26 protein-coding genes are annotated in these 25,083 nt (G+C 72.5%); 17 read left to right on the top strand and 9 right to left on the bottom strand.

Translation table 11 applies throughout. The features are described from left to right. Positions 1-102: 102 nt before the first annotated feature. Positions 103-483 (top strand): tetratricopeptide repeat protein, encoded by a 381-nt coding sequence (locus ACIHCM_RS31730; RefSeq protein WP_399903461.1) that lies wholly within the window; start codon positions 103-105, stop codon positions 481-483. Between the two features lie 106 nt (positions 484-589). On the opposite strand, the gene ACIHCM_RS31725 is transcribed toward ACIHCM_RS31730, so the two are convergent. Further along, positions 590-892, bottom strand: a complete 303-nt coding sequence (locus ACIHCM_RS31725; protein WP_399903458.1) for a DUF6343 family protein — start codon at positions 890-892, stop codon at positions 590-592. Between the two features lie 177 nt (positions 893-1,069). Between ACIHCM_RS31725 and ACIHCM_RS31720 the strand changes: the two genes are divergently transcribed. Both ACIHCM_RS31720 and ACIHCM_RS31715 read left to right on the top strand, forming a co-directional pair. Continuing rightward, positions 1,070-1,756 (top strand): class I SAM-dependent methyltransferase, encoded by a 687-nt coding sequence (locus ACIHCM_RS31720; RefSeq protein ID WP_399903455.1) that lies wholly within the window; start codon positions 1,070-1,072, stop codon positions 1,754-1,756. 179 nt (positions 1,757-1,935) lie between these two features. After that, positions 1,936-2,430: a DoxX family protein gene (locus tag ACIHCM_RS31715; RefSeq protein WP_399903452.1), complete on the top strand. Its 495-nt coding sequence runs from the start codon at positions 1,936-1,938 to the stop codon at positions 2,428-2,430. A gap of 292 nt (positions 2,431-2,722) precedes the next feature. Here the strand turns inward: ACIHCM_RS31715 and ACIHCM_RS31710 are convergent, their stop codons facing one another. Beyond that, entirely contained in the window at positions 2,723-3,349 is a 627-nt protein-coding gene (locus tag ACIHCM_RS31710; RefSeq protein ID WP_399903616.1) for an RNA-binding S4 domain-containing protein, read from the bottom strand. Positions 3,350-3,972: 623 nt separating this feature from the next. Between ACIHCM_RS31710 and ACIHCM_RS31705 the strand changes: the two genes are divergently transcribed. Together ACIHCM_RS31705 and pip are read left to right on the top strand one after the other, a co-directional pair. Next, positions 3,973-4,770, top strand: a complete 798-nt coding sequence (locus ACIHCM_RS31705; protein WP_399903449.1) for a uracil-DNA glycosylase — start codon at positions 3,973-3,975, stop codon at positions 4,768-4,770. A 37-nt stretch (positions 4,771-4,807) separates the two neighbouring features. After that, a complete protein-coding gene (gene pip / locus ACIHCM_RS31700) occupies positions 4,808-5,893 on the top strand; it encodes a prolyl aminopeptidase (protein ID WP_399903446.1) in 1,086 nt (361 codons plus the stop codon). On the opposite strand, the gene ACIHCM_RS31695 is transcribed toward pip, so the two are convergent. Both ACIHCM_RS31695 and ACIHCM_RS31690 read right to left on the bottom strand, forming a co-directional pair. Beyond that, positions 5,800-6,222 carry a GNAT family N-acetyltransferase gene (locus tag ACIHCM_RS31695; protein WP_399903443.1) on the bottom strand — a complete coding sequence of 141 codons (423 nt, stop codon included), beginning with the start codon at positions 6,220-6,222 and terminating at the stop codon, positions 5,800-5,802. The genes pip and ACIHCM_RS31695 overlap by 94 nt on opposite strands. A 23-nt stretch (positions 6,223-6,245) precedes the next feature. Next, positions 6,246-6,659 (bottom strand): RidA family protein, encoded by a 414-nt coding sequence (locus ACIHCM_RS31690; protein WP_399903440.1) that lies wholly within the window; start codon positions 6,657-6,659, stop codon positions 6,246-6,248. 241 nt (positions 6,660-6,900) lie between these two features. On the opposite strand from ACIHCM_RS31690, the gene ACIHCM_RS31685 reads away from it, so the two are divergent. The 6 genes from ACIHCM_RS31685 to ACIHCM_RS31660 all read left to right on the top strand — a co-directional run bounded on the left by ACIHCM_RS31685 (position 6,901) and on the right by ACIHCM_RS31660 (position 14,188). Beyond that, the gene (locus tag ACIHCM_RS31685) at positions 6,901-7,695 is read left to right on the top strand and encodes a nucleotidyltransferase domain-containing protein (protein ID WP_399903437.1); all 795 of its coding nucleotides are present in this window, start codon (positions 6,901-6,903) and stop codon (positions 7,693-7,695) included. Positions 7,696-8,053: 358 nt separating this feature from the next. Continuing rightward, entirely contained in the window at positions 8,054-8,518 is a 465-nt protein-coding gene (locus ACIHCM_RS31680) for a hypothetical protein (RefSeq protein WP_399903435.1), read from the top strand. Positions 8,519-8,530: 12 nt separating this feature from the next. After that, positions 8,531-10,162 (top strand): hypothetical protein, encoded by a 1,632-nt coding sequence (locus ACIHCM_RS31675; RefSeq protein WP_399903432.1) that lies wholly within the window; start codon positions 8,531-8,533, stop codon positions 10,160-10,162. Positions 10,163-10,219: 57 nt separating this feature from the next. Beyond that, positions 10,220-10,981 carry an ABC transporter ATP-binding protein gene (locus tag ACIHCM_RS31670; RefSeq protein ID WP_399903430.1) on the top strand — a complete coding sequence of 254 codons (762 nt, stop codon included), beginning with the start codon at positions 10,220-10,222 and terminating at the stop codon, positions 10,979-10,981. Continuing rightward, positions 10,978-12,174, top strand: a complete 1,197-nt coding sequence (locus ACIHCM_RS31665) for an ABC transporter permease (protein WP_399903428.1) — start codon at positions 10,978-10,980, stop codon at positions 12,172-12,174. Before ACIHCM_RS31670 ends, ACIHCM_RS31665 begins: the two co-directional genes overlap by 4 nt. Positions 12,175-12,331: 157 nt before the next feature. Then, positions 12,332-14,188: an FUSC family protein gene (locus ACIHCM_RS31660; RefSeq protein ID WP_399903425.1), complete on the top strand. Its 1,857-nt coding sequence runs from the start codon at positions 12,332-12,334 to the stop codon at positions 14,186-14,188. Between the two features lie 27 nt (positions 14,189-14,215). On the opposite strand, the gene ACIHCM_RS31655 is transcribed toward ACIHCM_RS31660, so the two are convergent. Then, entirely contained in the window at positions 14,216-15,157 is a 942-nt protein-coding gene (locus ACIHCM_RS31655) for an endonuclease/exonuclease/phosphatase family protein (protein ID WP_399903422.1), read from the bottom strand. A gap of 136 nt (positions 15,158-15,293) precedes the next feature. On the opposite strand from ACIHCM_RS31655, the gene ACIHCM_RS31650 reads away from it, so the two are divergent. The 3 genes from ACIHCM_RS31650 (at position 15,294) to ACIHCM_RS31640 (ending at position 17,800) form a co-directional block, all read left to right on the top strand. Beyond that, a complete protein-coding gene (locus ACIHCM_RS31650; RefSeq protein ID WP_399903419.1) occupies positions 15,294-16,658 on the top strand; it encodes an amidohydrolase in 1,365 nt (454 codons plus the stop codon). Positions 16,659-16,778: 120 nt separating this feature from the next. Further along, the gene (locus tag ACIHCM_RS31645) at positions 16,779-17,468 is read left to right on the top strand and encodes a DUF899 domain-containing protein (protein ID WP_399903416.1); all 690 of its coding nucleotides are present in this window, start codon (positions 16,779-16,781) and stop codon (positions 17,466-17,468) included. 155 nt (positions 17,469-17,623) lie between these two features. Further along, positions 17,624-17,800: a hypothetical protein gene (locus ACIHCM_RS31640; protein ID WP_399903413.1), complete on the top strand. Its 177-nt coding sequence runs from the start codon at positions 17,624-17,626 to the stop codon at positions 17,798-17,800. A 7-nt stretch (positions 17,801-17,807) separates the two neighbouring features. On the opposite strand, the gene ACIHCM_RS31635 is transcribed toward ACIHCM_RS31640, so the two are convergent. The 3 genes from ACIHCM_RS31635 to ACIHCM_RS31625 all read right to left on the bottom strand — a co-directional run bounded on the left by ACIHCM_RS31635 (position 17,808) and on the right by ACIHCM_RS31625 (position 21,241). Beyond that, complete coding sequence (locus ACIHCM_RS31635; protein WP_399903410.1) at positions 17,808-19,751, bottom strand: ABC transporter ATP-binding protein; 1,944 nt, start codon at positions 19,749-19,751, stop codon at positions 17,808-17,810. A 405-nt stretch (positions 19,752-20,156) separates the two neighbouring features. After that, entirely contained in the window at positions 20,157-20,594 is a 438-nt protein-coding gene (locus ACIHCM_RS31630) for a hypothetical protein (RefSeq protein WP_399903408.1), read from the bottom strand. Then, entirely contained in the window at positions 20,585-21,241 is a 657-nt protein-coding gene (locus ACIHCM_RS31625; RefSeq protein WP_399903405.1) for an ATP-binding protein, read from the bottom strand. The genes ACIHCM_RS31630 and ACIHCM_RS31625 overlap by 10 nt, the downstream gene beginning before the upstream one ends. A 263-nt stretch (positions 21,242-21,504) precedes the next feature. Here ACIHCM_RS31625 and ACIHCM_RS31620 point away from each other — a divergent pair, with 263 nt between their 5' ends. The 3 genes from ACIHCM_RS31620 (at position 21,505) to ACIHCM_RS31610 (ending at position 23,621) form a co-directional block, all read left to right on the top strand. After that, on the top strand, positions 21,505-22,365 hold the full coding sequence (locus ACIHCM_RS31620) for a helix-turn-helix domain-containing protein (RefSeq protein ID WP_399903402.1): 861 nt from the start codon (positions 21,505-21,507) through the stop codon (positions 22,363-22,365). Continuing rightward, positions 22,366-22,641 (top strand): DUF397 domain-containing protein, encoded by a 276-nt coding sequence (locus ACIHCM_RS31615; RefSeq protein ID WP_399903400.1) that lies wholly within the window; start codon positions 22,366-22,368, stop codon positions 22,639-22,641. A 191-nt stretch (positions 22,642-22,832) separates the two neighbouring features. Next, positions 22,833-23,621 (top strand): SAM-dependent methyltransferase, encoded by a 789-nt coding sequence (locus tag ACIHCM_RS31610; RefSeq protein WP_399903397.1) that lies wholly within the window; start codon positions 22,833-22,835, stop codon positions 23,619-23,621. A 36-nt stretch (positions 23,622-23,657) separates the two neighbouring features. On the opposite strand, the gene ACIHCM_RS31605 is transcribed toward ACIHCM_RS31610, so the two are convergent. Then, complete coding sequence (locus ACIHCM_RS31605) at positions 23,658-25,073, bottom strand: PLP-dependent aminotransferase family protein (RefSeq protein ID WP_399903395.1); 1,416 nt, start codon at positions 25,071-25,073, stop codon at positions 23,658-23,660. Between the last annotated feature and the right edge of the window lie 10 nt (positions 25,074-25,083).

Here is a 25,083-nt window from a genome sequence, read left to right as displayed (position 1 = left end):
GGCGTGGCCTGAGCGGCAATGGCGCGGTCCGGGGAGTGCCGTCCGGGAATAGTGGCAAGGGGAGCGGGCGTTGAATCCGGCCAGTAAGGGAAGGACTCTGCCGTGCCCGAGACCAGCGGTTCGACCGGACGTTCGCCGGAAACGCATGTCATCGACTTCCGCGCCGCCGAGCAACTGCTCGCCGCGCGCGATCCGCGAGGCGCGGTGAAGCTGCTCGACCCCGTCGTCGCCGCGCACCCCGAGAACACGGCGGCCCGGCTGCTACGCGCGCGTGCGTTCTTCGCCGCCGCGCAACTGCGGCCCGCGGAACTGGAGTTCACGATCGTTCTGGAGCGCGAGCCGGACAACGCGTTCGCGCATTTCGCGCTCGCCCGCACCTATGAGCGGCAGGGCCGGCCGGACCAGGCGAAGCGGCATTTCCGGCTGGCGGCCGCGCTGGATCCGAACCCGGAGTATCTGAAGGCGGCCCGGTTCGACGGGTGAGGGTTTCTGGCGCGGCGTGGCCGACGGGCCGGTGTTCTGCAGGCGGCGCGGTTCGATCGGCCGGGCTTCCGTAGGCGGCCGGTTCGGCGGGTGAGCCGGAGGGTGGCTACGGAGTGTGGTCGTCCGGGGGGCGGTGAGGTGCGCGGTCGTCGAGGGGGCGGTACGGCGGGACGTCCCGTCCCGGCTGGAAGTGCGGGCCCTGGCGGATATGCCGGACGATGACGGCCAGATCGATGGTGATCACCAGCCACAGCACGCCGCAGGTGATGGCCCAGCCCGGGCGGCCGGCCAGCATGAAGGCCACCGTTCCGAAGATCGCCCAGGCCGCTCCCCACACACTCAGCCAGAAGCGAGCACGCAGCGCACTGCGCGCGGTCATGGGCTCACTGCCTGTCCGCATCGGGATCATCACTCCTCACTTGAAACGTACTCTTCGGCCCGGTTGTTCTCCAAGGAGCGGAGCGCGGCGGAGCGCGATGGGGCGGGGAGACTCGGGGCCGGATCCGTGCTCACTCGGACGGGTGAACAGTGGGTGGATGGGAACGGCCGTGCGGATGTGGGCCGTTGTGCGGGCATGGAGCTGAAAATGCGAGCGGGGCACCAGGGGACGGGACCGGGAGCGATCACGCCGGACGGCTGTGCGGTCGAGCTGTACTCACGGCTGCCGGTGGGTGAGGAGCCGGACATCATCGCGGGCGCGGTGCCCGCCGGGGCGCACATTCTGGAGCTCGGCAGCGGGGTCGGCCGCATGACGCACCCGCTGCTGGAGCGGGGCTTCACGGTCACGGCGGTGGACGAGTCCCCCGACATGCTGGAGCGCGTCCGTGGGGCGCGCACGATATGCAGCCCGATCGAGAAGCTCGACCTCGGGGAGAGGTTCGACGCGGTGCTGCTGGCCTCGTTCCTGGTGCACACCGGGGACGAGGAGGTGCGGCGGGCTCTGCTGCGGACGTGTGTGCGGCACCTGGCGGGCGGCGGCTGTGTGGTGATCCAGCGCGAGGGCGAGGACTACCACACGAACGTGCCGCGTGAACGGATCGGTTCCACCGGCTTCACCTTGCGCATCGCGTCGTCGGAACCGGTCGGCGACGGCACGAACTCGGTGCGCGCGGAGTACGAGTTCCCCGACGCGACGTGGACGCAGACCTTCCGTGCCCGGCCGCTGACGCAGGAGGAGTTCGAAGCAGCGCTGGGGGAGGTGGGCCTGGGAGTGGACGAGTATCTGACGGAGGACCGGATATGGGTGAGGGCCGTGGCGGTGGAGGGGGCCTGAACGCGGGGAGGGCTGGGGCTGGTTGCGGATCCACGAGAGCGTGATTCGCGCAGGGGTGGCGTGAGCGGGCCGGACGCACCGCGTGAGGGTCGTGGGCGGAACGGTGTGCGGGAGTTCCGGACCTGCGGCGGGTCTACCTCTGTGACAGCAACCCGGACCGCTTCACACAGGAGACTCCCATGTCCGAGACCACCGCTTCCGCCGCGTCCAGCGCCTCCGTCACCTCCGTCGCCTCCGTCGCCTCCGTCGCGACGGCTTCGCCGTCCGCCGTCGTGGCCGAGTCGGCGACCGCACGGGGCCGCCGTGCACGTAGTGCCCTGCGTGCCCTCCAGGTTGTTCTCGCGCTCTTCTTCGGGGTCGCGAGCGCACTGCCCAAGCTGATCGCACATTCCTCGGCCACGGAGATCTTTGCCGACATCGGCTGGGGCAACTCGGGGATGTACGTCATCGGCATGCTCGAACTGGCAGGCGCCGTCGCCCTGTTGACGCCACGGCTCCAGTCGGTCGCGGCGATGTCGCTGGGGGCTCTGATGGTGGGGGCGTTCATCACGCAGCTCACGGTCTTCGACGGCCAGAACGCGGCAACACCGGTGATCCTGCTGGTGCCGCTCGCCCTGATCGCCTGGGCACGGCGCGGGCAGAACGCTGAGCTGACGCGGATGCTGTGGCGATAGGGGGTGGTGAACGGGGGGCTGGACCGTCGGTGATCACGAACGGCCGCGCGGCGCAGGTGGAGCGGCAGGCGGAGCAGGGCAGGGCGTCGGCGGTTCGGCGACCGGAGTTTCGGCGGCCGCCGGTCCGCGGGCGGCGGCCGGTGGAGTGGGGCCCGACATCGGCGGCTGGTGGATCGGGCTCGACGGTCGGCAGCCGGTGGATCGGGCCCGATGGTCGCCGGCCGGTGGGTGGGGACCGGCCCGCCACCGCAGCACCTCGGCGGCGTACGGCACCGCCCCGCGCACCCGCGGGTCAGCGCCCTCCGGAACGGCCGCCCCGGCCACCCCGGCCACTCGGTCGGTCAGAGCCGCTGCCTGGGCCTCCGAGTCCATCTGCGCCGCCAAGCCCGCCCGTCCCGCCACGCGCGCCCGAACCGCCCTGTCCTGCGAAGCCCGCCGGGCCTCCCCTGCCGCCCGGGCTCCCCTTTCCACCCGGCACTCCCCGGCCACCGGCCGCTGCGAACCCCGGGCCGCCGAGGCCGCGCAGGCGTTCCAGTTCGCGGCGGTCACGCTTCGTCGGGCGGCCTGTGCCGCGGTCGCGGATGCCGGCGGGCGCGACGGCCTCGCGGGGCGGTCGCGGCGGGCTGTTGTCGATGTAGCACTGGACGGCCACCGGGGCACCGACCCGTTTACGGATCAGCCGCTTGACGACGACCACCCGCTCCCAGCCCTCCTGCCGCAGCCGTACCTCGTCGCCGACGCGTACCGCGTGGGCGGGCTTGACCCGCTCGCCATTCAGCCGGACATGGCCGCCCCGGCAGGCCGTGGCGCCCTGGGAGCGGGTCTTGACCAGCCGTACGGACCAGATCCAGCTGTCGATGCGCACGGTCTCGCCACTCGCCGGACCGGCGGCCTCGGCAGCGGCGATCGCGGCGGCCACCTTCGGATCGTCGGCGACCGGAGCCTCGGTGGTTCCCTGGTCCTCGGCGACTCCCTGGCCGTCGGGCGCCGCCGGGTCTTCGGGGTGGCTCCGAGCCTTGGGAGCGGCCGGGTCTTCGGGGTGGCTTCGAGCCTTGGGAGCGGCCGGGTCTTCGGGGTGGCTTCGAGCCTTGGGAGCGGCCGGGTCTTCGGGGTGGCTTCGAGCCTTGGGAGCGGCCGGGTCTTCGGGGTGGCTTCGAGCCTTGGGAGCGGCCGGGCCCTCGGGAACACTCGCGCTCTCGGGGAAGCTCTGAGCCCCCGGGCCGGCCGGGTCCTCGGGCTGCCGGGCGCCGGCGGGCACGTGGGAGACAGACGGGGCGGGGGAGCCGGTCGCCGCTCGGATCACCTCGGCGTTTCGGGCGCGGGGTGTCTCGAGGGCAGGTGCGTCGGCCGGGGCGGCGGTCGGGTCCAGGGCGATCCCGCTGGGCCCGCCGCTGCCTGCCTCGTCCATGCGATCGGAAGCCATGCCATCGACCCTAGCTCCCCTGGCCGGCTGTGCTGGAGGGCTTTTCCACCCGTCCCGGACGTCGGCAGCCGGCCGGGGCGGTCACCGCGTGGATGACGGCACGGATCTACGGTGGACGCATGGACAGCAGCGCCCCCGCCGGCCTCCCTGGCCTCGACCGGCGGATCGCGGGCTGCAGGGCATGCCCCCGGCTGGTCGAGTGGCGTGAGGAGGTGGCCCGTACCAAGCGTGCCGCCTTCACCGACTGGACGTACTGGGGTCGGCCGGTGCCCGGTTTCGGTCCGCCCGACGCGCGGCTGCTGATCGTCGGCCTCGCTCCGGCGGCGCACGGCGGGAACCGTACGGGCCGGATGTTCACCGGTGACCGGTCCGGGGACGTGCTGTACGAGGCGCTGTACGACGTAGGGCTCGCGTCCCAGCCCACCTCGGTGGCGGCCGACGACGGCCTGGAGCTGTACGGCGTCCGGATCACCTCGCCCGTGCACTGCGCGCCGCCCGCCAACAAGCCCACACCTGGGGAGCGCGACACCTGCCGCCCCTGGCTCGTCCAGGAACTGGGCCTGCTGCGACCGACGTTGCGGGCAGTGGTCGTGCTCGGTGCCTTCGGCTGGCAGGCGGCGTTGCCGGCGTTCGCGGAGGCGGGCTGGACGGTGCCGCGGCCGAGGCCCGCCTTCGCGCACGGCGCACAGGTGAGGATCGCCGCGCCGGCCGATGCCGGGGGACCCGTTTCCGCCGTACCCGCCGGCCCGGGTGCTCCCGCTCACCCCGAGGCTCCCGGCGGACCCCCCGCCCTCGACCTCTTCGGCTGCTTCCACGTCAGCCAGCGCAACACCTTCACCGGCCGCCTCACTCCGGAGATGCTGCGGGAGGTGCTGCGCGGGGCGGCGCGTACGGCGGGCCTGGCGGTGCGACATTGACGGGACGGGGCCGCCGTCGCGGAGCTACGGTGCCCCGATGGGCCTCTACGCGGAGATCGAACCGTACGACCACGGCATGCTCGACGTCGGCGACGGCAACCGCATCTACTGGGAGACCTGCGGCAACCCGGACGGCAAGCCCGCGGTGATGCTGCACGGAGGGCCCGGCACCGGCTGCTCGCCGAACTTCCGGCGCTACTTCGACCCGGCGGCGTACCGGATCGTACTGCTGGATCAGCGGGGGTGCGGGCGGTCGACGCCGAAGGCGAGCGCGTACGACACCGACATGAGCGTGAATACCACGGAATGTCTCATCGCCGATCTGGAACTGCTGCGGCGGCATCTCGGGATCGAGCGATGGCTGGTGTGGGGCGTGTCGTGGGGGTCGGTGCTGGGCCTGCGATATGCCCAGACGCACCCCGGCGCGGTGTCGGAGATGGTGCTGACCGGTGTCGCGACGGGGTCGAACGCCGAGGTGGCGCTGATGACCCGGGGCCTGGGCAAGATCTTCCCGGAGGCCTACGAACGGTTCGTCGGCGAGCTGCCGGAGGAGGACCGCGACGGCAACCTCGCCGCCGCCTACAACCGCCTGCTGGAGTCCACGGACGCGGGGGTGCGGGAGCGGGCGGCACGTGCCTGGACGGACTGGGAGACGGCGGTCGTTCCCGCGCCCCCGCGTTCCGTACCGCGTTACGAGGATCCCGTGTTCCGCATGGGCTTCGCCCGCACGGTCACGCACTACTGGGGCAACAACCATTTCCTGGACGAGGGCAACGACGAGGGCGACGACAGGGGCGATGACGAGGGTGTGGTGCTCCGCGACGCGCATCTTCTGGAGGGCATCCCCGGCACCCTGGTCCAGGGCGGCCTCGACTTCGGCAACCTCCTCGGCATCGTCTGGCGGCTGCACCATGCCTGGCAGGGCAGCGAGTTGGTGATGGTCGACGAGGCCGGGCACAACGCGGGAGCGCCGGGCATGACGGAGGTACTGGTGGCGGCGACGGACCGGTACGCTCTCGGCCCGGCCGCTCAGGGCCGCCACACGTACCGGACGTCCGGTTCGCCTTCCTCGTTGGCGCTGCCGTCGGTGCGCTCGACGGCGACGAAGCCGTGGCGTTCGTAGAAGCGGTGGGCGGATGTGTTGACCTGGAAGGTCCACAGGTTCAGACCGTCCGGCCGGCGCTTGCGGGCCAGATCCATGAAGAGGTCCCCGACGCCCCGGCCGCGCCAGTCCGGATCGAGGTAGAGCTGGGAGAGCTCGTCACCGTCGAGCACCATGACGCCGACGACGCCGTCCGTGGTCTCCGCCAGCCAGGTCTCCCGCAGCGGCACCACCACTTTCCGGAAGTACGTCCGCACCTCGTCGTCGGAGCGGGGCCGGACGACCGTGGGCAGCGCGGCGGCGAACGACCGCAGCCAGACGTCCGCCGCCGCACCGGCGTCAGCCGCCACGGCCCGGCGGAGCGCGACCCGGCTCACGCCTGGGGGCCGTCGGGAACCACGGCCGTAGCCGTGATCTCCACCAGCTGCCCCGTGTATCCGAGGCAGGCCACCCCGAGAAGCGTCGACGAGTGAGGGCCGGCGCTCAGCCCGGACGCCTCGACGACCTCCCACACCGCGGACAGCACCGCGGGCTCACCGCTCACGACGTACACCTCGGTCGACACCACGTGGGCCGTATCGCTGCCGACGGCGCGCAGTTGCTCCTCCAGGTTGGCGATCACCTGCTGAGCCTGTCGCACGGGATCTCCGTCCCCGACGAGCTTCCCGTCGGCGTCGAGCGGCACGGACCCGGCCAGGAAGGCGAGTCTCGCACCGGCCTCGACGACGGAGGCGTGGGAGTAGGTGGGGGGAGGGAAGAGGGAGGGGACGGTGACGCGCTGAATCACGGGCTCGCTCCTGAGGTCGGGGGCGGCGCACAGGCGTACCGCCGCACGGAGAGCGCGCTGGCCGCTCGGCACACGGGCGGCACGGTGGCCAACCCACCGATCATCCGCGTCGGCACCAGCGGTACGCATCCCAATTTCCGCGACGCCGTGCCGCCGCGGCCCGACGGCCCCGCAGCCCGCCCCTGCGGCCACGCGCCGCATCCACATCCGGTCACCGCTCGCGACTCCCTACGCTGGGCCCATGACCGCCCCCACCCCCGCCTGCGACGACACCTTCCTCGACACCACCGCGGATCGCCTGGCCGGCCTTCCCACCGTCCAGGCCGTGGCGCTCGGCGGCTCCCGCGCCCAGGGAACCCACGGCCCCGACAGCGACTGGGACCTGGCCGTCTACTACCGCGGGCCCTTCGCCCCCGCCGACCTCCGCGCCCTCGGCTGGGAGGGCGAGGTGTCGGAGGTCGGCGACTGGGGCGGGGGCGTGTTCAACGGCGGTGCCTGGCTGAGGATCGACGGGCGGCGTGTCGACGTTCACTACCGTGATCTCGACGTCGTAGAAAGGGAGTTGGCGGAGGCGGAGCAGGGACGGTTCCGGGTGGAGCCGCTGCTGTTCCATCTCGCGGGAATTCCCACCTACCTAGTCGTCGCGGAGCTGGCTGTCAACCAGGTCCTGCGCGGGCGCCTGCCGCGTCCGCCCTCCTACCCGGAGCGGCTGCGCGACACCGCGAGCCGTCGCTGGTACGGCACCGCCCGCGCCACCCTCACCTACGCCAAGGCCAACCACGCCCCGTCGGGCCGCCTCACCGAGACCACCGGCGCCATCGCCACGGCCGCCACACAGACCGCCCACGCCGTGCTGGCGGCGCGAGGGGAGTGGGTGACCAATGAGAAGCGGTTGCTGGAGCGGGCGGGGTTGCGAGGCATCGACGGCGTGATCGGCGGATCGAGCGCCTGGCCTGATCAGCTGAGCCGGGCCGTTTCCGAAGCTGAGCGGCTGTTCGCTGATGCGATGGAAGGGACATCGGCGACGAGTACGTGACGCCGTGGACAGCACCGGGCGGTCAGTGCCACGTCGTTCTCCAGCTGCGTCACGCCGACGTGTGAACTCGACCCGCTGTGCGTGGCCGGAAGCAGTCCTTCCCGGGCTCCGCGTGAGCAGCGGAGGCCACCCGTGGCCGCGGGTGACGGTCTCTCGAGATCGCCGTGCGGCGGAGCGAAGAGCGATGACGGAACGTCACGCCTATCACGCCGATACTGCCGGAATCTCTCCAGCACTTGGGCATTCATACGCCGCTTTTCAGTCGTTCTTGATGCATTGCGCCGCCTGTACAGTCCGGCTTCCGCCAGAAGGCGACGTACGACGCGCACCGGCGCGTCTTGAACACGGGGAGACACACATGAAGCAAGCCCTGCTGACCAGTGGGATCGCCGGGATGCTGGTCATGGGGACGGCCGTGCCAGGCCTGGCCATTTCCGACGCCGGGTCGACAACCCTGCCGGGCACGGGTGCGAAGGTCGTGGCCAGCGCCTGGCACTGCAATGTCTACGCCGACAAGTGTTCCTTCAAGACGTCCACCAAGACCACGAAGGGAGGTGCGAGGTACAAGGTCAGCAAGATCACCAACGTGGCGACGGTGAAGGCCAACGGATGGCAGGCCACTCTCTCCCTGAGCCCGAGCGGCACCCAGGTCAGTGAGAACACCCGTCAGGTCGGCTGGACCAACAAGAACACCTGGATCGCCGACATCAGCGGCATCGCCGATCCCGGCGGCTCGATGAACACGAGCATCACCACCTGCTCCGACGGAGGGGCCTTCAAAGCCGGTGTCAAGGCGTTCGCTTCCGCCTGCGCAAACGACTGACCTGCGCACGCCGTGAAGAACAGCCTTCTCCGCCCGGACATGCACACCGACCGCCGTCACCGACTACTCCTCGCCGTCGCCGTGGCGGCCGCCGCGGCGCTGGGCGCCTCGATGTACGGCGGAGGGACCGTCGAGCGGCCCGGACCGCCCGGCGGCGGTCTGGCCCGTCAACTCGACGCCCTGCGCGGTGCCAACGATCTGGTACGTGCCTCACGCACCGACGCCGGACGGGATCCGGCGCTGTATCCGACCGCCTACGGACGCCTGGAGGCCGCACTGCCGGGTCGGCGAAGCGGGGAGCAGGTGCCCAGGGTCCGATCGGCCGCGCTGGCACACCTCGCCCGGACCGACATGCTGGACACCCCCGCTTGGCGCGCCCACTACGTGTGTCTGTCACTGGCCGGATCTTCCGGGGCCGACGGCCCGGAACCGACCGAAGCGGCAGCGCTCCTGACTCAGGCCGGGGTCCGGGAGCGGGCCGAGAGCGAAGCGCTCGCCTATCTGCGGGCGCCGGATCGCGCAGACGACGCCCTGACCTCGCTCGCCACCCGTGCGGCCCTTCTGAGCACCCTGACGTGCCTGGGCCGGGACGGCGAGGTGCCGCGTGCCGCTCTGGAGCGTCTCGCGGCGGACACCGCTCGTGCCGACCAGCCCGTACCGGTGCTCTACGCGGTCGAGGCCTTGCGGGCGGCAGGTCTCCGCGCCCAGGCCACACGGGCTCTCCGCGGCGCCGACGTACGGCTGGCGGGGGACTGCGCGGACCACGACCCCATCCAGCGAGCCGCTCTGGCCCTGCTGCGGCAGCGGCTGCCGCAGCAGACACGCGACTGCCTCCGTTCCGTACTGCGCGACCCGGACCCTCAGACGCGATGGCTGGTACGCCGGGCGCTCACTTCCGACGGGTCCGTATCGGCGTCGTCCCTTCCCGCTCCGGTCGGCAAGGTCCGGTCCGATGGCCTCGTCGCCAAGTCCCCGGTCCAGCTCGGCACGCTCACCGCCACCTACAACGCCGCGCGGGCGCTGACCGCACGTGCTCAGCAGGACCAGGCACCCGACTGGTTGAAGAGGCGGCTGAGGCAGATGGGGTCGGACCGTCGCCTTGATCCGTCCGACCGGGTCCTGCTGGCCATGACGTGCCACCGACTGGCCCTGGACTGCGGGCCGCAGGCCGAGAAGGGAGCCGAGGAAGCAGCCGCGTCAGAGGTGCCCGCACGACTGACGGCCGAGAACCAGCGGCGCTGGTACGGCGCCATGGCCGCGCGCGCCGAGTTCGGGGTCGACTGCGGGCGCACCTCCGTCGATCTGCCCGCGGACGAACGCCCCACGCTCTCCTCGCGCTCGCTGCGCGTCGTCGTGCTGCTCGCCGAGGCGGGCTGCACGGCTCAGGCGGCGCGGCTCACGGAGGGGATCGACCTGGGGGCACAGGCCCGGAGAGCCCTGGCCGACGGAGATCTCGTGACCGCGTCCGACGCCGTCCAGGCAGCCCTCGTCTCCGACCGGAGCATCCCGCAGACGTTCTGGGCCGATCTTCCCGGCCTGCTGAAGCCGTATCGCGACCTCCGCTTTCCCGACCTGTACGCATCCTGCCCGGGCGGTGCCGCTTCGGCGGACGCGACCAGAGCCGCGTACTACCTCCTCGCCTGACGACCCTCGCGCCCCGCCTCCATCCGCCCGGCCTCCCCTCAGAAGGGCACCCGTCGTATGAACCCCTCCCCACCGCCGCACGCGGCATCCCCGCCCGCCGTCGTGGCGGAAGGCCTCGCCTTCACCTACACCACCGGCGCCGGGCTCACCCGCGCCGACCTCACCCTCCACGCGGGAACCATGGCTTCTGTCGAAGGGCCCTCAGGGTCGGGCAAGAGCACCCTGCTCGCCCTCCTCGGTCTGATCCTTTCGCCGGCCGCGGGATCACTGCGCATCGCCGGCACGGACATCGGTTCTCTGTCATCGGGGGACCGGGACCTCCTGCGACGGCGTTCGATCGGCATCGTGCTGCAGGACCTCGGACTGCTGACGTTCCTCAACGCCTGGGAGAACGTGGCAGCCGCCTTCGGGCCCCGGCTCGGACGGCACCGCACGGCGGCGCGCGATCTGCTGGGCGACCTGGGTATGGAACAGCTCGCCGACTCTCCGGTGAGTGAGCTCTCCGGCGGCCAGCGGCAGCGTGTCGCCGTCGCCCGTGCGGCCGTGAAGGAACCGGTGCTCGTCCTGGCCGACGAACCGACCTCGGGACTCGACCCCGGCACCGCCCGCTCCGTGATGGGTTCCCTGCGTGCCTGCGCCGACCGCGGCGCGGCCGTGCTGCTGGTGACGCACGACTCCACGGTCGCCGCGCAGTGCGATCAGCGTCATGTGCTCGACGCGGGAGTGCTGTCGGTGGGCAGCGAGCAGAGCGCCGGCAGCGAGCAGGCAGGCAAGGAACCGCATCGCACGGAGAACGCCCCCAAGGAGAAGCTGGGATGAGTCGCTGGAGTCTTTGCACCTGGAAACGTGACGGGCGTTCGCTGCGCAGGGCGGTGCCCGCGCTGGCCGTGCTTGCCGCGCTGCTCACCACGTCCGCCGGGGTGGCGAGCGGTGCCGCGGGGGCCGTGGAGCGGGATGTGCTGGGGTCGGGTGGGCTCACTCAGATCGAGCTGTCCTCGTTCGAGGGTGATACGTCAGTTCGGTCGCTCACCGCCTCGGCGCTGCGGGACGCGGGGACCGTGCCGGGCGTCCGGCAGGTCGTCGGCGACTACTCCTCCGTGCTGTACGCCGAGGAGGCCGGGACCTACGACCTGGCCAGCCACACCCTCACCCCGGGTGACGATCTGCCCATCCGTGAAGGCGTCGTTCCGGCGGCGCTCGGCCCGAAGGATGTGGTGCTGCCCGCCCACGCGCAGGGGACCGACTTCACGCCGCTCGTCGGGCGCACCGTCGCCTTCGGGCACACACATGCCTCGGGTGCCGGATCCGGCACCACCGAGGTCATCAAGCTGAAGATCGTCGCCTTGTACGACCCGAGCTGGCAGGCCGACGGACCGGGCGTCGCCTATCTGTCCGAGGACACCGCGGCCTTCCTGGCCGCGGCGCGCGCGGGGCAGGAGACGGAGGTGTTCCGGGAGAAGGAAGGTGCGCAGTCCGCCGTCGTGGTCGTGGAGCATCAGCGGCAGGTTGCCGCCGTCACCGACGCGCTGCAGGACGACGGGTTCTCGGCGTACGCGGTGTCCGACCGGGTGCGCGATCTGCCGGGGCTGTTCGGCGTGGCGGACCTCTCGATGCGGGGCGGGGTCCTGATTCTGGCGGTGGGTGCACTGGGCCTCGGCGCCGTGCGGGCCGGAGACAGCGCGCGGGCGCGGCTCGGTCAGTTCGCCATCCTGCGGATCCTCGGTACCGGGCGGCCCGAGCTGCGCCGCATCCTGCTCGGTGAAGCCGTCCTGTCAGGCGCAGTCGCAGGGCTGGTCGGGGTCGTACTCGGCACCGGGTTCTCCGTCGCGCTTGCCGGTCCGCTCAGTGATGTGCTCGGCCTGCCCATCACCGTCACGGACGCGCTGCCGGGACCCGCCTGGGCGGCAGCGGCCCTCCTGCTGCCCGCCGCCGGCCTGGCCGCCGGTACCTTGCTCGGCAGCCGCGAGGCCCTCCGCCGTGATCCGTACCTCACCGCGCGAGCCCATGGCTGACGGCTGAAGGCCCCGGCCCCTCCAAGCATCGTCACACCCCCGCAACACGCCCGTTCCACGCTCTCCAGGAAGGCGATCTACGGTGGACAGCACCGTTCGTCGCCCGGCCACCGTCGCCCGAGTGCGTCAGCTCCCGCCTCGTCCCGACAGGAGCCCCGTGTACCGCCGTGTCGTCCGTGCTCTTCCGCCCTGGCTCGCGCACGCGCTGCGTGCCCAGCGCGGACCCGTGCCGTGGAGTGCCGTCGTGCGAGGGGCGCTGGCCGGGGGGCCGGTGCTGTTCGTCGCCGTGGTCGTCGGGCGGCCCTCCCTCGGTGTGGTCGCCGCCCTCGCGGCCATGCTCGCCGGGATCAACGACCGGCCCGGCAGCCGGCGGGCCTCCGTGCGGCGCCTGGGAGTACCGGCGCTGGCGGGTGCGGCGGGACTGCTCGCCGGGACGTACGCCGGTCAGAGCACGGGTGCCGTCGTGCAGACGCTGCTGCTCACCGGGCTCGGGCTCCTCGCCGGCGGCGTCAGTGCCGTCGGGCCGGTGGCCTCGGCGGCCGGGACGCAGTTGCTCGTCGGGTGCGCGGTGGGCGCCGGGATGCCGTTGCCCGAGCCGGGGTGGCAGCGGGCGCTCGCCTTCCTCGTGGGCGCCGGGTGGCTGCTCGCGTTGCGGCTGGTGCTGCCCACGCCGGGCGCCCTCGCCGGGGATTACCGGTTCGACGGGGAGCGGAAGGCGGTGGGCGACGTCTACGACGCCGTCGGCGGGCTGCTCGACGCCGTCGGTACGCGGCAGGCCACCACCCGGCGTGCCGCCCTCACCGCCGCACTCGACCATGCCCAGGACGCCCTTGCCGGGCCCCGGTTGCGGCGGTACGCCTCCTCGGCCGCCGAGCGGCGGCTGCACGCCCGGTACGCCGCCGCACTGCCCCTCGCCGAAGCCGCCACCGCGCTGGCCTGGGCGGGGGTCAGCCTCTGCGAGCGGGCCTCCGCGGGGCCACGGCGACTGGCCGCGGCCGTCCGGGGGGACACGGGCGCCGGGCCGCTGCCCGCGCCCTCCCGGGCGATGCCGGCCCTGCGCGCCCTCGACGACGCCCTGCTGCACGCCGCCGAGGTCTTCGACCAGGGCAACGGCGCCGACCTGCACACCCGCCGGCGTACGGCGAAGGACCTGCTGCGAGCCATGGCCGGTGTCGGCGGCCGCGAGTACGGGCTGCGTGTCGCGCTGTGCTTCGGCGCCGGTGCCGCCCTCGCCCAGGCGCTGCGGCACTCCCAGTGGTACGGACCGCACGAGCACTGGTACTGGCTCCCCGCCACCGTCGTCTTCCTCGTCAAGCCCGACCTCGGACCCCTCCTGTCCCGCGTGCTGTGCCGGGCGGCCGGGACGGTGCTCGGGGCGCTCGTCTTCGCCGCGTTCGCCGCCGTGCTGCCGCGGCCCGGGGGGCTTGTCGCGCTCGTCGCCCTCAGCGGCGCCCTCATTCCCGTCGCCACCCGGCACTTCGCCGCCCAGACGGCCGTCGTGACCGTCCTCGTCCTCGCTCTGGTGATGGTGGGCGGCGAACCGCAGGCCTCCGTGAGCCGGATCGGGGAGACCTTGCTGGCCTGCGCGATCGTGCTCGTCGCCGGGCACCTGCCGATGCCGGGGCAGCGGGGCGGCGGCGTGCGGGCACGGCTCGCGACGGCCGGGGGCGCGGCGCAGGCCTATCTCGCCCACGTCCTGAGCGAGTCCGGCGACCGCGCCGCCCGCTGGACCCTGCGCCGCGAGGCGTACCGCACGCTCGCCGAGGCCCGCGGCGCCATCGCCCGCGCCGCCGCCGAACTGCCCGCGCTCGCGCGGCACACGGAAGGTGCCGACGAGGTCGCCGGCACCCTGGAACGACTCGTCGACACGGCCACCGCCTGCGCCGTCCACCTCGACGACAGCGGCCGGCTCACGCCGTGTCACACGCGACGGCTCGCCGAACTCCTCGACGAACTGGAGACGGCACGACGCCGGGCCGGCCTGCGCGAACGGGAGCTGCCGGTCCCCGTCTGACGCCGCTCCCGTCACCCGGGCCCGTTCTCACGTCCCGACCCGCACCCACACCGGCGCGTGGTCCGAACCCGCCACACCCCGCCGTTCCGCCGGGTCGGGTCCCACCGACGGCAGCTGCGGCACCCCGGCGCCCGGCAGCCCGGTCCCCGCCGCGGTCACCCGGCGGACCAGCCGGTGGCTGCACAGGACGTGGTCGATCAGCTCGCGCCGGCCGGAGTTCACCCGGGAGAACCTCTGTTCGGCCGGGATCAGCGGCGCCACGTTCCACAGCCGGGCCGCGTCGCCCTTGTCGGCGGCCTCGAAGCCGGGCGTGCCGATCTCCGACCCGGGCGGGCCGAGCAGAATCTGCGTCGTCGCCGCCTGCGCCTCGTCGTTCAGGTCGCCCAGCACCAGCACGTCCCGGCCCCGCCCGTCGCCCGCCAGCAGCTTGTCGGCCAGCGCGCGCAGCGCCGTGGCCTCCGCGGTCCGCCGGAAGAGGGCGTAGGCGCCGTAGCGGGCGCGTTCACCTTCGTCGCGGGGGTGGAAACGCTCTCCCGGGTACGACAGCAGCTTCGACTTCAGATGCGCGACCGCCACCGACAGCTCACCGGCGCGCACCGCGAGCAGCCCCCGGCCGGCCTCGGCCACCGCCGGCCCGGAGTCGTCCGCCTGGACCGGCCGCAGGGGTGCCGGGAACGCCGTCGTGTCGGACAGCACCACCAGCGGCGTACGACTGAGGAAGCCGACCCGGATGCCCCGGCTGTCGGCGTGTGCGGAAAGGGCGATGTGCCAGTTGCCGGCAAGCATCCCGGCCAGGTCCGCCAGGGCGTCCGGATCCCCGACCTCCTGTACGCCCAGCAGGGCCGGGTCGAGTCGTGCGATCACGTCGGCGAGGGCGGCGAGCTTGGTCTCGTAGGCGGCCTTGTCCTTGGGGCCGTACGGCCCGCCGGGCCGGTACAGGTTCTCCAGGTTCCAGGTGCCGAGCAGCATGCCGGGCTCCTTTCAGAAGCCGGACGGCGGTCTGTGGTGAGGCCAGCGTGCCCGTGCGCGCGGTTCCTGGACAGACCCCCGACGTGATGCGCCGTTCACTTCACGCGACCGTAAGGCCGCGTCGTACGTTGGCGGGATGACGCCTTCTCCCGCGGGGGCTCCCGCGGACCTCATCATCAGCGGGTGCGCCGTCCTGGTGCACGACGACGAGGAACGGATCGGGTTCGAGGAGAACGCCGCGATCGTCGTACGCGGCGGAGCCGTCGAGTCCGTCACCAGCGCCGGCGCCGTACGGCACCGGCCGGCCCTCGAGCGGATCGAAGCGGTGGGCCAGGTCGCCCTTCCCGGCCTCGTCAACTGTCACACCCACGCTCCGATGGTCGCGTTGCGCGGTCTCGCGGAGGATCTGCCCACCGAGGCGTGGTTCAACGACGTCGTCTGGCCCGTCGAGTCCAACCTCACCGAGCGGGACGTGGAGTTGGGCACACGGTTGGCCTGCGCCGAGATGATCCGGGGCGGCGTGACCTGCTTCGCCGACCACTACTTCACGATGGACGCGGTCGCCGCCGTCGTCGAGGAGTGCGGGATCCGGGCCCATCTGGGGGAGGCCTTCTTCTCCTCGCAGGGGCCCGAAGGCCGCGAGCGCAGTCTCGACTTCGCGCTACGGCTGCGGGGGCGCGCCGGCGGCCGTATCACCACCGCCCTCGCCCCGCACGCCCCTTACACCGTCGACGAGGCCGATCTCGCCGCGACCGCAGGCCTGGCCCGCGCCCACGGCCTGCCCGTGCACCTCCACGCCGCCGAGAACCGCGACCAGACCGAGGCCAGCCTCGCCCGCCACGGCGTCACCCCGATCGGGGTACTGGACCGCACCGGACTGCTCGACACCGACCTGCTCATCGCGCACGGCACCGGCATCACCGACCGTGACCTGCCCCTCCTGGAGCGCGCGGGCGGCCGGGTCGCGGTCGCCTCCGCGCCGCGCGGCTACCTGAAGTTCGGCTGGCCCACCACGACTCCCGTACGTGCCCTGCGTGCCCTCGGCATTCCCGTCGGGCTCGCCACCGACGGCGCCGCCTCCAACAACTCGCTCGACGTGTGGGAGTCGATGGCGCTCACCGCCCTCGTCCAGAAGTCCGCCGAGGGCGACGCGCGCTGGCTGACCGCACGTCAAGCCCTTCACCACGCCACACTCCAGAGCGCCCGCGCGGTCGGTCTGGGCGACTCCATCGGCTCCCTCGCACCGGGCCGGCGCGCCGACATCGTCCTCGTCGACCTGAGCGGCCCGCACACCCAGCCCGTGCACGACCTCGCCGCGACGCTGGTGCACAGCGCCCGCTCCTGCGACGTCCGCACCACCATCGTCGAGGGGCGGGTCCTGATGCGTGACCGCGAGCTGCTGACGCTGGACGTGGCGGCGGTCGTGACCGAACTGGGCGCGCGCATGCCCGCGCTGCTCGACCGCAGCCACGGGCGCCGTATCCAGGAGTACGACACCTGAGGCGGCGCCGTCCGTCGTCGGGCCCGGGAAGGTCTCCCGGAAAAACTTCGGGGAACGGCGATGAGTTCCGCCCCGTCCACCGGTCACCACCCGCAACGGGACCGTTGCACAGGAGGGGCCATGTCGCTTCCGGAGATCGCCTCGCGCGAGGAGTGGCGCAGGGCGCGTCAGGAACTGCTGGTCAGGGAGAAGGCGGCCACACGCGCGCGGGACGCGCTCAACGCCGAGCGCCGCACGCTGCCGATGGTGGAGGTCGACACGGAGTACGTGTTCGAGGGCGGCGACGGAAAGGCCACCCTGCCGGACCTCTTCGAGGGGCGGCAGCAACTCGTCGTCTACCACTTCATGTTTCCGCCCGAGTGGGAGACCGGCTGCCGCAGCTGCTCGGCCTTCCTCGACCAGGTCGGCCATCTGGCCCATCTCCACGCGCGCGGGACGACGTTCGCGGTCGTGTCGAGGACGCCCTATACGAGAATCCTTCCGTTCAAGGCTCGAATGGGCTGGACGCTGCCCTGGTACTCGTCGTACGGCGACGACTTCAACCACGACTTCGAGGCCACCCTGGTGCAGGCGGGTGAACTTGTCGAACGGCCCGGAGTGAGTTGTTTCCTGCGGGACCGGGACCGGGTGTTCCACACCTATTCGACGTACGAGCGGGGACTCGACGGGCTCGGCTCCACCACCAGCTTTCTCGACCTGACCGCGCTGGGCCGGCAGGAGGAATGGGAGGAACCCAAGGGGCGGGCATCGGCTTTCGGGGCACCCGCCGGGAGTGAGCGGATCCGCTATCACGACGAGTACGAGGAGTGAAGCGGAGGGTAACGGTAGGCGAGGAGATGGGGATAAACTCCTCACTTTTTACGGTGACCGAGTGTCAACTGCGTCTCAGTCGTGTCACTTGGCGAGGCGATTTCCCTTCGGAAGGCGTTAACTCCTACAAGTACGACGCTTTCTGGAGGTGCAGGATGGTGAACGGGCGAACGGTGCTCGAAGGCTTTCCCGCAGGCGGGCCGCGAGGATCGTGGCCGGCGGAGGAGTTCGCGCAGGCACGCCGGTCCGAGGGACTGCCCGCGGAGGTCGTGATGGACCTCGCGACGGACACGTTCCTGGTGATCGTCCGGGGCGGTGACGGCACGGAGTGAGCAGGGCTCAGCCCGCCTTCGGCGCGGGCGCTCGCATCGCGAACTGCTCCGCCTGCAACCCGTACAGCTCCGCGTAGACGCCACCCTTGACGAGCAGCTCCTGCGGAGTCCCCGATTCCACGAGCCGGCCCCCGTCCAGCACGTGGACCAGGTCCGCATGGCGTACGGACGCCAGCCGATGGGTGATGAGCACGACCGTCTGTCCGGTCCCGGCCAGCGCGCGGATCTTGTCGAACACCTCCAGCTCGGCCCGGGCGTCCAGGGCGGCCGTCGGTTCGTCCACGATCAGGATGCTGCCGCGCCGGTACGCCGCCCGGGCGATGCCCAGCCGCTGCCACTGTCCGCCGGACAGCTCGTGCCCGCCGCTGAAGTTACGGGCCAGCAGGGTGTCCAGGCCGCGCGGCAGATCCGCGACCACGTCCTCGGCACCCGCTTCCGCGACCGCCGCCGCGAGCCGCTCCTCGGTCACGGGCGCCGAGGAGCGGCCCACGGCCACGTTCACCCGGGCCGTGAACGGCCAGCGCTTGAAGTCCTGCGCCACCATCGCGACCCGCTCGGCCAGCCGGTGCCGGTCCGCGGTGGCCGCGTCGACGCCGTCCCACATGATCCGGCCCCGGTCCGGCTTGTACAGGCCGGCGAGCAGCTTGACGAGGGTGGTCTTGCCCGAGCCGTTCTCGCCGACCAGCGCGATGATCCGGCCGAGCGGCAGCGTCAGGGTGACGTCGTCGAGCGCCGGCCGGGTGGCGTCACCCGGGTAGCTGAACGTGACGTTCTCGAAGCGGATCTCCCGCGGGTCCTCCGGCAGGGCCGCTCCGCCGACCGGGATCGCCCGTTCGGCGGCCTCGACGTAGAGACGCTCCAGATCACCCACGAAGAGGGCCTCCTCGTGCAGCTGATTGATCTCCAGGACGAGCGTCTCCAGGCTCGCCGAGCCGGTCCGGATGGCGATCACGGCCGTGCCCGCCACCGCCAGCGACATGGCACCGGCCAGCAGCAGACCGCCCAGGGTGGCGTACGTCGACACCGTCGCGAGGCCCGTCCAGGCGGCCGCGATCAGGCCGGTACGGGCCGCGAGGCGCGCCAGCCGGGCCTGTTCCGCCTCCGCCGCCTCCGACATCGCGCGGAAGTGCCGCAGCAGGAACGGGCCCAGGCCGTGCACCCGGATCTCCGGGGCCGCCGCGGGTTCCGTCAGCAGACCGCTGATCAGGTGTCCCGCGCGCGCGTGCTGCACCCAGGTGTGGAACGACTCGTAGCGCCGGCGGGCGTTCGTCAGCGCGCTCCAGGCGCTGGGCAGCGTCATCGTCACCAGCAGCGGGAGCAGCAGCGGATGCAGCACGGTGAGCACGCCGGCCGCCGCGACCAGCGAGATCATCGCGTTCACCACGCGGGTGCCGTAGGCGATCATCCGGCGGGCCGAGGCGGCGCCGTACTGCGCGGTGTCCAGCAGCTTGTGGAAGGCGTGGTCCTCGATCGCCGCGAGCTCGACGGAGGCGGCCCGCTCCAGGTACCGCTCGGTGGCTACGCGCTCCACCTTCGGCTCCAGCCGGCCGGTGGCGTACGTCGACGCCGCCCGCAGCAGCGCGCCCAGCAGCAGGACGACGGCGATGACGGCCAGTGCGGGGACGGCGCCGCGCAGCCGGTCCTCGATGGGGCCGGCACCCATCAGCCGGCCGAGCACGCTGTTGACAGCGAACAGGCTCACCGCCTGTCCCAGGCCCCGGCCCACCTCGGCGGCCAGCACGATCCGCGCGGCACCTGGGTCGGCCTGCCGGGCCAGCCGGAGGCTCGCGGCGAGCAAGGCCGGCATGCGCGTGATCATGGCGCGGAAGGTGAGCTCCAGGAACGCGTCCGCGTGCTGGTTCCAGCCCATGTCGTAGCGCAGGGGGCCGCCGAAGAGCAGCCGCTCCGACTCGGACACCTCCGGCTCGCCCACGCCGCCTCTCGTCCCCATGGTCGACCTCCCCCGAACCCGCACGAACGGCCACTATCGCGGCACCCCCGGCGGCTGGGCAGGGCGCAGGGTGGGGGTAGGGGCGTGCGCCGGAGCGCGCAAGGGTGTGGGCCGGGGGCGGGGGCGTGTGGAAGTTGGTTCGCGCGGGCGGGTGCGCTGGAGAGTGGGGCGTGCGGGGGAGAGTGTGCGCCGGGGTGACAGAGGGTTCGCGAGGAGGTGGCCTGGGGTGCCGTCGCGTTTCGGCTGTACGGCGCCCGCGAGTGTGCGCGGCGCGCGCCGTCGGCGGCACGTTCCGGTGCGGCGTATGCCGCCGGTACCACGTGCCGTACGCGGCACCCGCGACGTACGCGGCAGGTGTGTGCCCCCGTGCGCCACGGGCGTCCCTCGACCTGGGGTTGCCGTTCCCTAAGCGGTGACCACCCGTGACCAGCTCGGCGCCGTGCCGATGATGCGGCACAGGGCCAGGTAGAGCGGGATCGGCGGGGTGTAGGGGAGCGTGCCGTCGGGGCGGTGGATGAGGCGGGGTGACTCGGGGACGAGGGCGCCGGTGGCGTAGCGGGCGGGGGAGGGCCACTCCAGGGCGTAGTCGGAGTCGGACGGCACCAGCCACCACCAGTGCGCGTTGTCGGCGTAGACGCAGCCCACGCGCGGGAGGCGGGGCAGCACGAGTGGGCCGAGGCGGGCGGGCACCTGCACCGCGTCGCATCCCAGCGGGACGGTCATGTCGTCGGGCACGGACAGACGCAGCGACGGTGCGTCCGGCCTGAGCAGCCCGCGGCTGAGGCGGACGAGGGTGTCCAGGGTGAGTGCCGGTCCGCCGCCGGAGGGAGCCGTCACGGCCATTCGGTCCCCGATTCTCCGTGTGCCGGGCGGCACACGCGTGCGTGTGCCTCGTCGTCCTCGTCCGAGCCGCCGGACGGGCCCGGCTTGGGACGGGCGCCCCAGCCCAGGTCGCCGCGCGCGGCGTCGGCCCGGCGAGGCAACTCGGCCCAGACCAGCAGGCCGGGGCCGTGCTCATGGGCACCCCAGGCGTGCGCGAGCGCGTCGACGAGGAGCAGTCCCCTGCCGTGCTCCTCCTCGGCCCTGGCCGCGGACGGGTGGGGGTCACCGGCGGCGCACCCCTGGTCACGCACGGCTATGCGTACCAGGTCGGCGCCGTCGTGCAGCTCGCAGACGACGACGTCGCTCGCGGTGTGCAGGATCGCGTTGGTGACCAGCTCCGACACCACCAGTGCGGCCGTGTCGCAGGTGTCCTCGCACACCGCCCAGCCGGTCAACCGGATCCGTGTCAGGCGTCTGGCCTGCGCGGGGGAACCCGGGTGTGCGGCCAGTTCGAAGCGGAACCGGCGCTCGGTGGCAAGCCCCGAGGAATCGGCTGCCTCCCCGTCTCTCGAACAAGTTCGAGTGGGGGGACCCCCATCGGCGCCGAGACCGAAGCGGCCTGCGGCGGCGTCTGTTCCTAAGGGCACGGACGGAATCACGCTTGCCACTATCGCCCTGCCGCGGACAACTTGGCAAGTGTCACTCTGAAAATTGCAGAGTGCTGTGTGACGCGGTGAATGGTCGTGGCACACTGCTCGCAACAACATGTGATGCGGCGCCAGTTGAGATCTGCGAGGTCGGCCCCGACCTTCGAATAGGTCTTCGAATGGCGCCGCTGGGCTGTCAGGATTCATACGGGATCGATACGCGACGCGTACGGGATCCCTGCGGAACACGTAGCTGCCGGGATATCGATGAGCGGAGGTGGGGCGTGAGCGAGCCGCGGTCGGCGCCGACGGTGGGCCAGGTCGTCCTCGGCCGGCGCCTGCTCGACCTGCGCGAACGCGCCGGTCTCAAACGCGAGGAGGCCGCCCGTGTCCTGCGCGTCGCCCCCGCCACCATCCGCCGTATGGAGACGGCCGAGGTCTCCCTGAAGATCCCGTACCTCCAACTGCTCCTGAAGGCCTACGGGGTCCCCGACGACGAGGCCGACGCCTTCGTGCGGCTGGCCGAGGAGGCCAACAAACCGGGCTGGTGGCAGCGGTTCCACGACATCCTGCCCGGCTGGTTCTCGATGTACGTCAGCCTGGAGGGCGCCGCCTCCCTCATCCGCAGCTACGAGCCCCACTTCGTGCCCGGACTCCTGCAGACCGAGGACTACGCGCGCGGCGTCCTGCGATCGGGCGCCGTCGGCCAGACCCGGCCCGAGGACATCGAGCGGCACGTCGCGCTGCGCATGCAACGGCAGGAACTGCTCACCCGTCGCGACGCGCCGAGGATGTGGGCCGTCATGGACGAGACCGCACTGCGCCGCCCCGTCGGCGGCCCGGAGGTGATGCGTGGCCAGATCGAAAGGCTGCTCGACGCCGCGAAGCTGCCCCATGTGACGTTGCAGGTCGCCCCGTTCGCCACGGGGCCGCACCCCGGCACGTACGGGCCGTTCGTGCTGTTCCGGTTCGCCGTGCCCGAACTCCCGGACATGGTCTACAGCGAGTACCTGACCGGCGCCGTCTACCTGGACGCGCGCGCCGAGGTGGCCACCCACCTGGAGGTCATGGACCGCATGGCGGCGCAGGCCGCCACGGCACATCGCACGAAGGAGATCCTCGAGGATCTCCGCAAGGAGTTGTGAATGGATCGCATCACGTCCCAGCCCAGGCCGCGGGTCCGCGCCGAGCGGATCTACAACGGCATGCCCGCCCGTGATCTGGGCAGCGAGGGCTGGCACAAACCGTGGAGCGGCGGCAACGGGGGCAACTGCCTGGAGGCGATGAAGCTCGCCGACGGCCGTATCGCCGTCAGGCAGTCCACCGATCCGGACGGGCCGGCGCTGATCTGCACCTCCGACGAGATGACGGCGTTCATCGAGGGCGCGAAGGCGGGGGCGGCGGACTTCCTGCTGTCCTGAGGGACTTCCTGGTGTCCGCACGGACTGACCGTGGTCCTGGCGGACTTCCCGTGGTCCCGACGGACTTCCCGTGGTCCCGTTCGGACTTCGGCCTGTCGAGGTGCTGCTGCCGGTTCGCTGTTGGCGACTCAACTGCCGTATTTTGATGCTGAATTGATCACCAGCCCCACCCGACGCCCACGGAGGGCCTCATGACCGGGATTGACACCAGCAAGCCCCATCCCGCACGGATGTACGACTGGTATCTCGGCGGCAAGGACAACTACCCGGTCGACGAGGAGATGGGCCGGCAGATGCTGGCCCTGGATCCCCGGGTCCCGGTGATGGCACGGGTCAACCGCGCGTTCATGCACCGGGCCACACGCTGGCTGGCCACGAACGGCGTCCGGCAGTTCCTGGACATCGGCACGGGCATCCCGACCGAGCCCAACCTGCACCAGGTCGCACAGGCCGTCGCGCCGGACGCGCGCGTGGTCTACTGCGACAACGACCCGATCGTGCTCGCCCACGCGGCCGCCCTGCTGCGCGGCACGCCAGAAGGTGTGACCGAATACCTTCAGGCCGACGTGCGGGATCCGGCCACCATCGTCGACGGGGCCCGAAAGGTCCTGGACCTCGACCGGCCCGTGGCGCTCTCCCTCATCGCGCTGCTCCACTTCGTCCCCGACGAGGACGGTGCCCACGAACTCGTCGCGGAACTGCTGTCCGCACTCCCGTCCGGCAGCTACCTGATGATGACCCACGCCACCGCCGACTTCACTCCGGAGGAGTCCGCCGCGGCCACCGGGAAGCTCAGGGCGGCCGGCATCACGCTGGCGCTGCGCTCGCGGGAGGAGTTCACCGGGTTCTTCGGCGGGCTCGAACTGGTCGAGCCGGGCGTCGTGGTGGTGCCCGAGTGGCATCCGGAGCTGGGGGAGCCAGTGCCGGGACAGGACGACGGGGTGATCCCGGGGTACGGGGCGCTGGGGCGGAAGGCGTAGGCGCTCCCCGTGTCGTGCGGGGCGCGCTCCGGGGCGTCACGGAGGCGGCGGCAGCACGCCGCACAGTGCCTCCAGCGCCGCCCCGTACGCGTGTTCCGAGGGGGTCGCGTAGCCGACGACCAGGCCGTCTCCCGCGGTCATGTCGGTCTGCGGGTGCCGGAACGCGGCGAGGCCGTCGAGTGCGACGCCCTGCCAGGCGGCGGCTTTGACCGTGGAGGACTCGGTGCCCGGCGGCAGCCGCAGCACCGCGTGCAGGCCGGCCGCGACACCGGTGACCTCGACGTGCGGGGCGTGCTCGGCGAGCGTGCTGACGAGGCGGTCCCGGCGTCCCCGGTACCGCTGGCGCATCCGGCGCACATGACGGTCGTACGATCCGGCGGCGATGAAGTCGGCGAGGCTGAGCTGGTCCAGGACGCTCGCCCAGCTCTCCCGCTCGCCCTTGGCCGCGAGGACGCCGTCGACGTACCGCTCCGGCAGGACCATCCAGCCCAGCCGCAGCGCCGGTGACAGGCTCTTGCTGACCGAGCCGACGAGGATCACCCGCTCGGGGTCGAGGCCCTGGAGGGCACCGACGGGTTTGCGGTCGTAGCGGAACTCCCCGTCGTAGTCGTCCTCCAGGATCACGGCCCCACGCGCGCGTGCCCAGTCGACGACGGCGGCGCGGCGCGTGGCGTGCAGGGGGCCGCCGGTCGGGAACTGGTGGGCGGCCGTGAGCAGCACGGCCCGCTCCCGGGCCAGCAGGTCGACACGGGCGCCGTCCTCGTCCAGGGGCAGCGGGACGGTGCGCACCCCGGCCGACGTCAGCAACTCGCGGTGGAAGCCGAGTCCGTACGCCTCCATCGCCAGCGGGCCACGCAGGACGCCGCCGCCGAACAGCAGCCGCAGCGCGTGCGCGAAGCCGGAGCAGATCACGATGCGGCCGGGCGCGGTACGCACCCCACGCGCGCGTGCCAGGTACTCGGTGAGTGCCTCGCGCAGTTCCGGGCGACCCGCGGGGTCCCCCGGCCCGAACGCCTCGCTGGGTGCCTGCTGGAGCGCCCGCCGGTAGGAGGCGAGCCAGGCCGCGCGGGGAAACGCGGAGGCGTCCGGGGTGCCCTGGCGGAGGTCGTGCCGGGGGCCACGCGCGCGTGCGGGCGCCTTCTTCGCGGCGCGGATACCGCCCTTGAGGGGCTCCGCCCGCTCGGCGACGCGTGTGCCGGAGCCCTGACGTGCGGTCAGCCAGCCCTCCGCGACGAGTTCGGCGTAGGCGTCGGCGACCGTGTTGCGGGCGACACCGAGGTCTGCGGCGAGCGAGCGGTACGGGGGCAAGCGGGTGCCGGGGGCGAGCCGGCCGCTGCGTACGGCGTCGCGCAGCGCCCGGAGAAGGGCGGCGCGGCGGCCGCCCGGACCGTCCAGTTCCAGGTGCAGGTCGGCACCGATGCGCCAGCCGGAATTGACCCACGTTTCTGCCATGGAAATGCAC

Origin of the sequence: Streptomyces sp. NPDC052023, assembly GCF_044548465.1 — a bacterium.
GTDB lineage: Bacteria > Actinomycetota > Actinomycetes > Streptomycetales > Streptomycetaceae > Streptomyces.
Note: the sequence above shows the minus strand (reverse complement) of the source record. Positions and strands in the feature narration are given on the sequence as shown.